This window comes from Companilactobacillus mindensis DSM 14500 (assembly GCF_001434275.1).
Classification (GTDB): Bacteria; Bacillota; Bacilli; order Lactobacillales; family Lactobacillaceae; genus Companilactobacillus; species Companilactobacillus mindensis.
Window position 1 is genome coordinate 50,620 of sequence record NZ_AZEZ01000013.1, and the last position, 13,306, is coordinate 63,925.

Here is a 13,306-nt window from a genome sequence, read left to right on the forward strand (position 1 = left end):
AATGATCTACTTTAGAAGTTTTTAAATTGATGTACCAATTAACATTGGCAAGATTACAGGATTTCTAGCAGTACGTTTGTAAAGGAATTCTTGCAATCCTTCAATGATGAGACGTTTCAAAGTTGCTTCAGTAACTTTGTTATCTTCATCGTCAAAAGCATTCTTGATCAAGTGGAAGACACATTTTTGTGCTTGGTTAATCAATTCACCTGATTCACGCATATAAACGAAACCACGTGAAAGGATATCTGGACCAGCTAAGACGATGTGTTTTTGATAATCGATCGTGGCTACAACAACGACCATACCTTCTTCAGAAAGGACTTGGCGATCGTGGATCACAACGTTACCAATGTCACCGACACCTTTACCATCAACATAAACGTCTCCAGCAGGGAAGTGACCAACAACATGAGCAGTGTCCTTCGTCAAAGCTAGGACATCACCATTTTCCAAGAGAAATGAGTGATCTTGGGGCACGTCACACAACTCAGCTAATTCGGTGTGGATCTTCAACATACGATACTCACCGTGAATTGGCATGAAGAACTTAGGCTTCATTAAACGAAGCATTAATTCTTGTTCTTCTTGACCACCGTGACCAGAAGCGTGGATGTTGTTGACTTTACCATGAATAACTTCGGCTCCAGCTTCAGAAAGTTGGTTGATCAAGTGGTTGACACTGATCGTGTTACCAGGGATAGGGTTACTTGAGAAAATAACGGTATCTCCTGGTTGAATCGTGATCTGTCTGTGAGTACCGTTAGCGATACGACTCAAAGCAGCCAAAGGTTCACCTTGAGAACCAGTACATAGGATCAAAGTTTCACTTGCAGGCGTCTTGTTTAAAGCATGTGGGTCGATCAACATATCATCAGTGATATTTAGGTAACCCAATTCACGTCCATTTTCAATCGCTTGTTCCATGCTTCGACCAAAGACAGCAATCTTTCGTCCTTGTTGAATCGCAGCATCGACCGCTTGTGAAATACGATAGATGTTAGAAGCGAAAGTAGCAAAGATGATCCGTCCTTGAATGGTTTCAAAGATCTGGTGGATCGTCAAACCAACTGAACGTTCTGACTTAGAGAATGTAGGGATCTCGGCGTTCGTACTGTCGGATAGCAAGCACAAAACACCTTTAGCTCCGAGAGCAGCCATCTTTTGAAGGTTAGGTGATGGCAATCCAGCAACTGGAGTCAAATCAAATTTGAAATCTCCGGTTTCGACAATGATTCCTTGTGGTGTGTGAACTGCGATACCTAACGTATCAGGGATAGAGTGGGTTGTTCTGAAGAATGAAACGCTAGTCTTAGGGAATTTGATAACATCATCTTCGTGTAAGACGTGCATTTCAGTTGTTCTTAGTAAATTATGTTCTTCCAATTTACCTTTAATCAATGCACAAGCTAATGGACCGGCATAAACGGGGATATTTGGAAGTTGTTGCAAAAGATAAGGGATACCACCAATGTGATCTTCATGACCGTGGGTGATGAAGAGTCCCTTGATCTTATCTTTGTTTTCTACTAAGTAACTGTAATCAGAAATGACGTAGTCAATTCCGAGAAGTTCGTCTTCTGGAAACTTGATACCAGCATCAATGACGATCAATTCGTCTTGATATTGAACTCCATACATATTTTTACCGATTTCGCCAAGGCCCCCGATGGCAAAAACGGCGACTTCATTATTTTTAACTTTAAAGGACATTAATTAAAACTCCGTTAATTTGAAGTCAGGGCTCTTTTTCTCGTATTCGAGATGTTTTTCGTCGAGTTCCTGAATAAATTCAATTTCGTAGTCGGTATTCTTTTCGACTGCTTGACGTACTTCGATACTTGAAGCAGCGTCCACATAAAGTGAATGTGTAAATTCACGACGGGGGTTATCTAGTTCACTTGTTTGATATAAAACTTTATAAATCAATATAAATTTCTCCTTTAATTCGAATTATTAAATGAAACAAGTCAGTTTCATTTGACGTTTTTTCCAGTCCATTTGTGCAGTAATCAATAGATAGCACAAGTTTACCATATCTAATAATGTAAGTATACTTTACAACTTGATTAAGAAATGACGATAGTACTTGGATCAAGGTCGAATGGGGCAGTCTTGTTGATCTTGTCGTAGTATAAGTGGCCATTTAAGTGGTCGATCTCGTGTTGACAAACGATAGCAGGGTAACCTTTGACACGCAATGTTTGTGAGTTACCTTCGAAGTCATCATATTTAATAGTAATACGATCAGCACGAGGGACAAATCCTTGAACGTCTTTATCGACTGAAAGGCAACCTTCACCTTCAGACAAAGCGGCACGTTGAACTGAGTTTCTGATAATAACTGGGTTGATCAAAGTGATCTTCAAAAGTGGTTTGTCAGGGTCGTCGTCATTAGGAACAAGGACGGCAGCCATCATTTCAGAAACGCCAACTTGAGGAGCAGCCAAACCAACGCCGGCTCTTAATTGGTGCTTTTCAGCATATTCTTCGTCTTGACTCTTAACAAGATATTCCATCATGTTTGCAGCCAAAGCTTTATCTTTATCACTTAGTGGAAATTGAACCTTTGCGCCAACTTCTCTTAAAACGGGATCGCCATCACGGACGATATCTTTCATAAAATACATAGTTTCCTCCAAATGTTTAATTGTACAAAAATACCTTAGTATATCTATTATAGATTATTTTCCTTTAAAAATAGAAATATTTGAAATTTTTTTCTATTTTTGATCAAAGTAAGCGGAAACATTTTAGCTAGGGGATATTTGTGTGATATTAATCCGCACAATGATAAAATGTTAAATGTAAATGTTACCGATTTCATATTAGTGACATAAAACAGATGCTACCGGAGGTTTTACAGATGAAATTAATTGATTTTGGTGTCAGAGAAGATGAGAAGAAGTACATTCAAGAGTGGTCTCGTGACAATAATATTGAAGTGAAGATCGTTTCAGATTTGTTGACCCCTGAAACAGTCAAACTAGCTCAAGGTTATGACGGAATTGTAGCCTATCAACAGTTGCCATACGACGAAAAAATTTTTGACGTGATGAATGAATATGGGATTCATGTTATTTCATTGAGAAATGTTGGTGTCGATAATGTTCCACTGGCAGCTTTGAAACGCAATAATATTCGTTTGACCAATGTGCCTAGCTATTCGCCTGAGGCAATTGCTGAGTACTCTGTGGCCGGATTGATGGCCTTATTGAGAAACTTCAAGCACATGTTCAGAAAAGTTGATAATCATGATTTCAGATGGGCACCAGATATTGGCCGTGAATTGAATGAACTTACCGTCGGTGTTGCTGGAACCGGAAGAATTGGCCGAGCAGCGATAAAAATTTATCAAGGATTTGGTGCCAAAGTTATCGCTTTCAACAAATTTCACAATCCCGATATTGAAAAACAAGATTTGTATGTCGACAGTTTGGATACTTTATTGAAGAATTCTGATGTCGTAACACTGCACATTCCTAGTCTAGGCAAGGGTCACACTGTGATCAATCGTGATTCCATTTCTGAAATGAAAGACAATGCGATCATCGTTAATTCCGCTCGTGGCGACCTGATCAATACGAAGGATCTCTACGAGGCTGTAGCTAATGGCAAGTTATACGGTGCCGTGATGGATGTTTATGAAAATGAAGTAGGAATTTTTAATACTGATCTCAGCGACCAAGAGTTCAAAGATGATCTATTGAAGAAGGTCATTCAAAGTCCAAGATTCATTTTAACGCCACACATCGCCTTTTATACGACAAAAGCGGTCAAGAATATGGCAACTATTTCGTTGGATTCAATGGTATCAGAATTACAGACGGGAACGTCTGAAAATGAAATTAATTTGGATAAATAGTTATCTTTTTCACAAACATTAAGAAAAAATTTTTTAGTCTCCGAGCGCCTAAACCACTTGTTTTTTGGCAGATCAATGGTAGACTAAAAAGTATGAAAGCCCTTACAATATTTCACAAGGGATGAGTTTTTTTATGAAAGGACTGTGGAGAATGGCAAATAAACCAATTGTTGACTTTGAAGCGATTAAAAATGATCTATCAAACGTTTCAAAACCCGTTCAAGTATTAAATGAAAATGCTGAAATAACTAATCAAGAGATCTTCGATACTTTTTCAGATGATGATTTAGTTGAATTTATGAAAAAGATGGTATGGGAGCGTGCATTACACGAACAGACAATGAACTTTTCACGTCAAGGACGCATGGGATTCTATGCACCTACTGAAGGTGAGGAAGCTTCTGAGATGGGAACTGTTCTTGCAATGAAGAAACAGGATTATTTATTGCCTGCTTATCGTGATGTTCCTCAATTGATCCAACACGGAGCTACTGTAACGGAAGCTTACCTTTGGTCAAGAGGACATGTCGTAGGTAACAAGTTCAAAGCACGTTCAATGATGCCCCAAATCATCATCGGTGCTGCTTATGTTGAAGCTGCCGGAGTTGGTCTTGGAATCAAGAAGAATAAAGAAGAAGACACGATTGCCTTTACTTATTACCGGTGATGGTGGTACGTCACAAGGTGATAGTTATGAAGGTATGAACTTTGCCGGAGCTTATCAAGCACCTGTTTTGTTCATCGTTCAAAATAATGGTTTCGCCATTTCAACTCCACGTGTTAAACAAACAGCTGCACCAACTTTGGCTCAAAAGGCCGTTGCTGCAGGTATTCCAAGCGTGCAAGTCGATGGTATGGATATCTTGGCATGTTATGCCGTTGCTAAAGCTGCCCGTGATTATATGGTAGCTGGCAATGGACCAGTAATGATCGAAACTTTGACATATCGTTTCGGTGCTCACTCAAGTGCTGGTGATGATCCTAAACGTTACAGAACTAAGGAACAAGAACAACCTTGGTTCGAAAAAGATCCATTGATCCGTTTGAGAAAAGTTCTCACTGACAAGGGACTTTGGTCAGAAGAAGAAGAGGACAAGTTAGTCGACGAATACAAGGCTTCATTTAAGGAAGCTATCAAGGAAGCTGACAATGTTCCTGCTGACAAGGTTTCCGATATGTTGAAACGTACCTTTGAAATCCCAACTCCAGAAATGAGACAAGAAATCAGTAAATTTGAAGCAAAGGAGTCGAAGTAAAAATGGCTAAGAAAACTTATATTCAAGCAATTACAGATGCCTTAGACATTGCTCTTGAAGACGATCCCAAAACATTGATCTTTGGTGAAGATGTTGGTAAAAATGGTGGTGTTTTCAGAACTACTCAAGGACTTCAAGAAAAATATGGTGAAGACCGAGTCTTCGATACTCCATTGGCAGAGTCAGGTATTTTAGGTTTAGCAACTGGTTTAGGTTTAACCGGTTGGCGTCCGATCCCTGAAATCCAATTTATGGGCTTCTCATTTGAAGCAGTCGACCAAATTGCCGGTCAACTAGCAAGAATGCGTTTCAGATTCGACGGTTTGAAGAATGCCCCAGTAACGATCAGAACACCTTATGGTGGGGGTACTCACACGGCTGAAATGCACGCTGATAACTTGGAAAACTTCTTTACCGGAATTCCGGGATTGCGTGTTGTAATGCCAAGTAATCCATATGATGCTAAGGGGCTTTTGATCTCATCAATTGAAAACAATGACCCAGTGTTATTTATGGAAAACTTGAAATTATATCGTTCAATGAAAGACGATATTCCTGATGGCAAGTATACAGTTCCTTTGGACAAAGCAAATGTTGTCCGTGAAGGAAATGATATTACGATCGTCGCTTATGGTGCTGAAGTAAACGAAGCACTCAAAGTAGCTGATACGTTAGCTAAAAAGAACATTTCGGTGGAAGTTATCGACCTTAGAACAGTTTCACCAATCGATACTGAAACAATTTTCAAATCAATCGAAAAGACTCACAAAGTTGTAATCGTTCAGGAAGCACAAAAGATGGCCGGAGTTGGAGCACAAGTTGCTTCAGCTATTGCCGAAGATGCGATCCTTTCTCTCGATGCACCAATTGGTAGAGTTGCTGCACCAAACAGTGTTTATCCATTTGCTCTTGGTGAAGACATTTGGATTCCACGTGCTAAAGAAATTGAAGAAAAAGTAAATGATATTCTCAACTACTAATTAATCGAAGGAAGGGAAAAAACTATGGCATACAAATTTAAATTACCAGAGCTAGGCGAAGGTATGGCCGAAGGTGAAATCGCTAGCTGGCTTGTAAAAGAAGGGGATACCGTTAAAGAAGACGATTCCTTGGTAGAAATTCAAAATGATAAATCGGTTGAAGAACTACCTTCTCCAGTTTCCGGTACCGTTAAGCAAATTGTTGCTAAAGAAGGCGATACTGTTGAAATTGGCGACACGTTGATCGTGATCGATGATGGATCACCTGATACTGGCGATGACGCACCGGCTGCGCCAAAGGCAGAAGAAAAACCAGCTCCAGCAGCAACTTCCGCTTCAACTCCAACTCCAGCTGCTACTGCGACCGGATCTGCTAATGTCAATTACTTAGCAATGCCATCAGTTCGTCAATATGCTCGTGATACTGGTGTTGATCTTTCCCAAGTAACACCTAGTGGTAAACATGGACAAATTACAAAGGCTGATATTGATGCCTTCAAGAGTGGCAATCCAGCTGCCGTTGCTCAACCAGCAAACGCTGCAACACCAGCTGCACCAGCTCAACCAACTGCTGCCCAACCAATTACGCCATACAAGTCTGCTACGCCAGAACTAGAAACACGTGAAAAGATGACTATGACTAGAAAAGCTATTGCTAAGGCAATGCTTACTAGCAAGCACACCGCACCACACGTTACGAGTTTTGATGACGTTGAAGTAAGCGCTTTGATGGCTAACCGTAAGAAGTACAAAGCAATTGCAGCTGACAAGGGTATTCACTTAACATTCTTGCCATATATTGTTAAAGCTCTCGTAGCGGTAATGAAAGAATATCCTGAATTAAATGCTTCAATCGACGATTCAACTGAAGAAATAGTTTACAAGCACTATTACAATGTCGGTATCGCCACGAATACAGAACACGGACTCTACGTTCCAAATGTAAAGAACGTTGATTCTAAAGGGATGTTTGAAATCGCCAAAGAAATCACTGAAAATTCTCAAGCTGCTTATGACAACAAATTGAGCATGGACAAGATGACTGGCGGTTCAATTACTATCAGTAATGTCGGTTCGATCGGTGGCGGCTGGTTCACACCAGTTATTAACTACCCAGAAGTTGCAATTCTTGGTGTTGGTAAAATTGCCAAGGAACCATACGTTGACGAAGACGGCAATATTCAAGTTGGTAACATGTTGAAATTGTCACTCAGCTATGACCACAGATTGATCGATGGAGCTTTGGCACAAAATGCCTTGAATCTCTTGAAGAAATTGTTGCACGATCCAGATATGTTATTAATGGAGGGCTAATTTAAAATGGCAGAAAACGTAATAGAAAAAGATACCGTTATTATTGGATCAGGCCCTGGTGGTTACGTTGCAGCAATCAGAGCTTCAGAATTAGGACAAGATGTAACTGTAATTGAAAAATCAGATACTGTCGGTGGTGTTTGTCTAAACGTTGGCTGTGTGCCATCTAAGGCTTTGATTACTGCTGGTCACAGACTTCAACAGGCTAAAGATTCTTCAACTTACGGCATCACAACTAGTGATGCAAAGATCGACTTTACTAAGACACAAGCTTGGAAAGATGAAAAAGTTGTCGCTAGAATGACCAACGGGGTTCAAATGCTGTTGAAGAAACACCATGTAGAACTCATCAATGGTGAAGCTTATTTGGACAGCGACACTCAATTGAGAGTTATGCCAAGTGGTCCTAGACAATTTATGGACAATGGTGGCGGCCAAACGATCAAGTTTAAGAATTTGATTTTGGCAACTGGTTCACGTCCAATTGAGATCAGAGGTTTTAAATTTGACGACCGAGTTATTGACTCAACTGGTGGCTTGAATTTGAAAGAAGTTCCTAAGGAATTCGTCATCATCGGCGGTGGCTATGTTGGAACTGAATTGGCTGGAGCTTATGCCGATCTTGGTTCACACGTAACTATTCTTGAAGGTTCACCAAGCATTATTCCTAACTTTGAAAAAGACATGGTTTCGATCGTTAAAAAGAACCTTGAGAAAAAAGGCGTTACGATCATTACTAATGCCATGGCTAAGAAGAGTGAAAACAAAGGCGACAGCGTCAATGTTACTTATGAAGTTGACGGCAAACCAAGTACGATCAACGCTGATTACTGTATGGTAACGGTTGGTCGCCGTCCTAATACTGATAACTTTGGCCTTGAAATGACTAATGTTAAATTGACTGACAGAGGACTTGTTGAAGTTGATGAACAAGGTAAATCTTCAGTTGACCACATTTATGCTATCGGTGATATCACTCCGGGACCTGCATTGGCTCACAAGGCTTTCTTTGAAGCTAAAACAGTTGCTGGAGCAATTTCGGGCAAACATACAGCCAATGACTACATCAGCGTCCCAGCGGTTTGTTTCACCGATCCAGAACTTGCAACAGTTGGTTTGACGGAAAAGGATGCTAAGGATAAAGGTATCGATGTCAAAGTAGCTAAGTTCCCATTTGCTGGTAATGCTAGAGCTGTTTCTTTGGATGCCGCAGAAGGATTCGTGAAATTAGTTGCTCAAAAGGATACTGGTACGCTTCTTGGCGGTCAAATCGTCGGACCTGGAGCAAGTGATCTGATTTCTGAATTGAGTGTTGCCATCAATTGTCAACTCAATGCTGAAGATATTGCTTTAACGATCCACCCACACCCAACATTAGGTGAGCCTATTCAAGAAGCAGCCGATATTTTGATTGGTTACCCAACACATATTTAATGAAGATGAGTTTAGCAACCGAAACAGGTTCGTTTCGTAGACTAAATAATGAATTTATTCAAAAAGCGATGCATTTGCAGCGCTTTTTTTGTATAGTAGAGTAAATATGAAGGGAGTTATTCTATGCAAGATAATTACAGTTATCCTCTTGATGAGACGTGGACACAAAGTGAGATGGTTACGGTCATTGATTTGTACAATGCGGTTGAGAAGGCATATGAATCGGGCATCAAAAGAGATGAATTTTTGCAGAAATATCGCTCATTTCAACAAGTTGTTCCGATGAAAATGGAACAAAAACGACTTGATAAAGAATTTGAATTGCAGTCTGGCTATTCGATCTATCAAGTTTTCAAAAAGTGCCAACAAGCAAAAAACAGTCAGAAAGTCAGGATTCAAAATGAAAGTAGATAGTAAAGAAATTGATACTTTTTTGGTTAAATTATTAACTCAAGTAGGCGAGACTTTGCGTGAGAATTCAATCAAAAAAATGTCAGTTGCTACCAAAAAAAATCGAAATGATCTAGTTACTAACTTCGACAAGCAAACGGAACGTTTCGTTAATGGGGCAATCAAACACGCATATCCTGATGCTACGATCGTCAGTGAAGAAGGCTACGGCGATTTAGTCAAAGACATGTCAGGCTTAGTTTTTTTCGTTGATCCAATCGATGGAACAATGAATTTTGTCAAACGTGGGGATGATTTTGCTTCAATGATTGGCGTTTACATCGACGGTGAACCATTAAATGGTGCTATTATAGATGTTATGGATAATGAAATTTACCATGGCGGTAAAGAAATTGGGTTGTTTATCAATGATAAAAAGATAGACGATCCAAAAGATTTGCCATTGGTAGAAGGGTTAGTTGATGTATCGGCTCCGATGGCCTTGATGGACAAGTTTTCTGTACAAGATGTCATCAAAAAGAGCAGCGGCTTTCGAGTCTATGGAAGTGCCGGGATAATTTTCGGCCATCTTTTGACTGGTAAGGAAGTCATGTATATGTCATACTTAGCTCCATGGGATTTAGCCGCTGGACGCGTTATGTGTGAGGCAGCAGGGTTGAACGTCGTAAGTATTGACGGTGCCCCAATAAATATGTTAGAATCACAAGTCGTAATAGTTGGTACTCAGAAAGTAGTTTCTGAGGCACTGAAGACACTTAAAACGCGTTAGTGAACTGTGACAGTCATTCACAGTTTTTTTATTGCAAGTCATTAAACATGTATTTATGGAAGGAAGAACTAATTTTGACTAAGAGAAGAGAAGATATTAGAAACATTGCGATTATCGCTCACGTTGACCACGGTAAAACTACTTTGGTTAATGAAATGCTAAAACAATCAGACACACTAGGAAAGCACTACGAAATCCAAGACCGTGCGCTTGATTCAAATGCTATTGAAAGAGAACGTGGTATCACAATCCTTTCAAAGAATACCGCTGTTGATTATGACGGCAAGAAAATCAACATCTTGGATACCCCGGGACACGCCGATTTCGGTGGTGAAGTTGAACGTATCATGAAGATGGTTGATGGTGTACTTCTAGTTGTTGATGCTTATGAAGGAACAATGCCTCAAACACGTTTCGTTTTGAAGAAGGCTTTGGAACAACACTTGACACCTATCGTTGTTATTAACAAGATCGATAGACCAGGTGCACGTCCTGCCGAAGTTGTTGATGAAGTTCTTGAATTGTTCATCGAATTAGGTGCTGACGATTCACAACTAGACTTCCCAGTTATTTATGCTTCAGCTATCAACGGTACATCAAGTTACTCAGATGATCCTGCTGATCAAAAGCACACAATGAACCCATTGTTCGACACAATTTTGAAGACTATTCCTGCACCAATCGACAACTCAGACGAACCTCTACAATTCCAAGTTGCTTTGCTTGATTACAACGATTATGTTGGTCGTATTGGTATCGGACGTATTTTCCGTGGAAAGATCAAGGTTGGGGACAACGTTACTGTTATGAAGCTTGACGGCTCAACGAAGAACTTCCGTGTTACAAAACTATTTGGTTTCATGGGTCTAAACCGTGTTGAAATCAATGAAGCTAAAGCCGGAGACCTTATTGCTGTTTCTGGTATGGAAGATATTTTCGTTGGTGAAACAGTTACACCAGTTGATCACCAAGAAGCACTTCCATTGCTACGTATCGATGAACCTACATTGAAGATGATGTTCCTACAAAACAACTCACCTTTCGCTGGTCGTGAAGGTACAGAAGTTACTGCTAGAAAGATCGAAGACCGTTTGAAGAAACAATTGCACACTGATGTTTCATTGAAGGTTGAAGATACTGATCAAGCTGGTGCTTGGATGGTTTCAGGTCGTGGTGAACTTCACTTGTCAATCCTTGTTGAAGAAATGCGTCGTGAAGGTTTCGAATTACAACTATCACGTCCAGAAGTTATTTACAAGACAATTGATAACAAGAAGTGCGAACCTTTTGAAGAGGTAACTATCGATACACCTGACGAATATGTTGGTTCAGTTATCGATTCAATGTCACAACGTAAAGGTGACATGGTCAACATGGAAAGTACTGGTAATGGTCAAACACGTTTGATCTTCAGTGCTCCTTCACGTGGTTTGATCGGTTACTCAACAGAATTTCTTTCAATGACTGGTGGTTACGGTATTTTGAACCACACATTCTCAGAATACAAGCCAGTTGTTAAGAACTGGAACCCAGGTAGAAGAACTGGTGCTTTGGTCTCAATCAACCAAGGTCCATCAACTACATACTCACTACAATCAGTTGAAGATCGTGGTACATTGTTCATCGGTGCCGGTGTTGATGTCTACGAAGGTATGATCGTTGGTGAAAGTAGCCGTGATCAAGATATCGCCGTTACTGTTACAAAGGGTAAGAACCTTACAAATACTCGTGCTGCTGGTAAGGATCACGCTGCCGCAATCAAGACACCTAAGGATATGTCACTTGAACAATCAATCGAATTCCTAAATGAAGACGAACTTTGTGAAGTAACACCTAAGAATGTTAGATTACGTAAGAAGATCTTGAACACAAATGAACGTAAGAAGTTTGACAAATCAAAGAAAAACCAAAAATAATTATTAATATAGAAAGTGGACAAAACAGTCAGCTTTAGGTATTAATGTAAATCACCTCTGATTCTGTACTTGGGAATCAGGGGTGATTTTTTGTTTGGACAAAATGGCATGCCAAGAGTAGTTTTTTTCTGTATTTGTTTGGTGGTATAATCTTATTATCAGATTTTAGGAGTTCAAATGTGGAAAAATTAAGGAAAATAGACTTATGGATAGTCATTCCATACATTTTACTATTAGGCATTGGGGTCGTGATGGTTTATTCCGCCAGTTTTTACAATGCTTTAATGGTTGGTGGTAAAACGAATCAATATTTAATCAAACAGGCTTCCTATGCAGTCTTGGGACTTTTTCTCTGCTACGTAACTTTTATGCTGAAGAAAAAGTTCTTCTGGAATCGAAAGATCTTAGGAATAGTCATAGCCATAACTTGGATCTCATTGATGTGGCTATTTTTAAGAGCCGTATTTAAACCCAGCAGTCGTGTCAATGGTGCTTCAGCTTGGATCAATTTGGGACTGATCAACTTTCAGCCTTTGGAATTGGCCAAATTAGTTTTGATTATGTATTTGGGTTTGATTTTATCAATCAAACAGAACCGACTGTTACGTAAACAAAGATGGGGCGAAGTTATCAGAGAAGTTGCTCAACCGATGATTTTTATCGGCTCGATGATCTTCTTGGTCATTATCCAGCCGGATATTGGTGGGGCTTTGATATTGTCCTTGATCACATTAGTTATGTTGTCATCGTCAACGATCCCTGGCAAAATGATTGCGCAATTGAGTGGAGCGTTGGTGGTCTTGTTTGTTAGTGCCATTGTTATAATCACTAAATTTCCACCATCAATTATCAAACACAATTATGCTTATCAACGATTTTTGGCAATGCAGCATCCATTTCAATTGGAGCAGCATGCCGGAGCTCAGCTGGTCAATTCGTTTTATGCCATCAGTAATGGTGGATTGTTTGGGGTCGGTTTAGGAAATAGTATCCAAAAACGAGGCTATTTACCCGAGCCACATACCGATTTCATTATGTCGATCATCAGCGAGGAACTCGGTTTAGTAGGAGTACTAGTTGTTTTAGGGCTCCTAATGATAATTATTCTACGGATGATTTCTTTAGGCTTTCGTTCAAGGGAAAATTATGACAGTTTGATTTATTACGGCGTTGCCACAATGATCTTAGCGCAGATCGTCTTGAATGTTGGTGGATTGTTAGGTTTGGTACCACTGACAGGGGTTACTTTGCCATTTATTAGTTATGGGGGTTCCAGTTTATTAGTCTTGTCAGTCGCTTTGGGAATCGTTTTGAATCTGGAAACTTCGGTCAAATCGGAAAAAATGAAAAAAAGGTGATTT

At 39.9% G+C, this 13,306-nt stretch carries 11 protein-coding genes and 1 pseudogene; 9 read left to right on the forward strand and 3 right to left on the reverse strand.

Annotated elements, in window-relative coordinates; translation table 11 throughout:
* Nucleotides 1–21: 21 nt before the first annotated feature.
* The 3 genes from rnjA to def all read right to left on the reverse strand — a co-directional run bounded on the left by rnjA (nt 22) and on the right by def (nt 2,630).
* Complete coding sequence (gene rnjA, locus FD29_RS02170; RefSeq protein WP_057887344.1) at nt 22–1,713, reverse strand: ribonuclease J1; 1,692 nt, start codon at nt 1,711–1,713, stop codon at nt 22–24.
* 3 nt (nt 1,714–1,716) lie between these two features.
* On the reverse strand, nt 1,717–1,929 hold the full coding sequence (locus FD29_RS02175) for a DNA-directed RNA polymerase subunit epsilon (RefSeq protein WP_057887345.1): 213 nt from the start codon (nt 1,927–1,929) through the stop codon (nt 1,717–1,719).
* Nucleotides 1,930–2,069: 140 nt separating this feature from the next.
* The gene (gene def / locus FD29_RS02180; RefSeq protein ID WP_057887346.1) at nt 2,070–2,630 is read right to left on the reverse strand and encodes a peptide deformylase; all 561 of its coding nucleotides are present in this window, start codon (nt 2,628–2,630) and stop codon (nt 2,070–2,072) included.
* Nucleotides 2,631–2,866: 236 nt separating this feature from the next.
* On the opposite strand from def, the gene FD29_RS02185 reads away from it, so the two are divergent.
* The 9 genes and pseudogenes from FD29_RS02185 to FD29_RS02225 all read left to right on the forward strand — a co-directional run bounded on the left by FD29_RS02185 (nt 2,867) and on the right by FD29_RS02225 (nt 13,303).
* Nucleotides 2,867–3,865 (forward strand): D-2-hydroxyacid dehydrogenase, encoded by a 999-nt coding sequence (locus FD29_RS02185; RefSeq protein WP_057887347.1) that lies wholly within the window; start codon nt 2,867–2,869, stop codon nt 3,863–3,865.
* Nucleotides 3,866–4,016: 151 nt separating this feature from the next.
* A pseudogene (locus FD29_RS02190) lies at nt 4,017–5,121 on the forward strand (thiamine pyrophosphate-dependent dehydrogenase E1 component subunit alpha).
* A gap of 2 nt (nt 5,122–5,123) precedes the next feature.
* Nucleotides 5,124–6,101, forward strand: a complete 978-nt coding sequence (locus tag FD29_RS02195; protein WP_057887348.1) for an alpha-ketoacid dehydrogenase subunit beta — start codon at nt 5,124–5,126, stop codon at nt 6,099–6,101.
* 24 nt (nt 6,102–6,125) lie between these two features.
* A complete protein-coding gene (locus tag FD29_RS02200; RefSeq protein ID WP_057887349.1) occupies nt 6,126–7,415 on the forward strand; it encodes a 2-oxo acid dehydrogenase subunit E2 in 1,290 nt (429 codons plus the stop codon).
* A gap of 6 nt (nt 7,416–7,421) precedes the next feature.
* The gene (gene lpdA, locus FD29_RS02205) at nt 7,422–8,849 is read left to right on the forward strand and encodes a dihydrolipoyl dehydrogenase (RefSeq protein WP_057887350.1); all 1,428 of its coding nucleotides are present in this window, start codon (nt 7,422–7,424) and stop codon (nt 8,847–8,849) included.
* 123 nt (nt 8,850–8,972) lie between these two features.
* On the forward strand, nt 8,973–9,263 hold the full coding sequence (locus FD29_RS02210) for a UPF0223 family protein (RefSeq protein WP_057887351.1): 291 nt from the start codon (nt 8,973–8,975) through the stop codon (nt 9,261–9,263).
* Complete coding sequence (locus tag FD29_RS02215; RefSeq protein ID WP_057887352.1) at nt 9,250–10,029, forward strand: inositol monophosphatase family protein; 780 nt, start codon at nt 9,250–9,252, stop codon at nt 10,027–10,029. The genes FD29_RS02210 and FD29_RS02215 overlap by 14 nt, the downstream gene beginning before the upstream one ends.
* A gap of 47 nt (nt 10,030–10,076) precedes the next feature.
* A complete protein-coding gene (typA, locus tag FD29_RS02220; protein WP_057887353.1) occupies nt 10,077–11,945 on the forward strand; it encodes a translational GTPase TypA in 1,869 nt (622 codons plus the stop codon).
* Nucleotides 11,946–12,124: 179 nt separating this feature from the next.
* Nucleotides 12,125–13,303: an FtsW/RodA/SpoVE family cell cycle protein gene (locus FD29_RS02225; protein WP_057887354.1), complete on the forward strand. Its 1,179-nt coding sequence runs from the start codon at nt 12,125–12,127 to the stop codon at nt 13,301–13,303.
* The last annotated feature ends 3 nt before the right edge of the window (nt 13,304–13,306 follow it).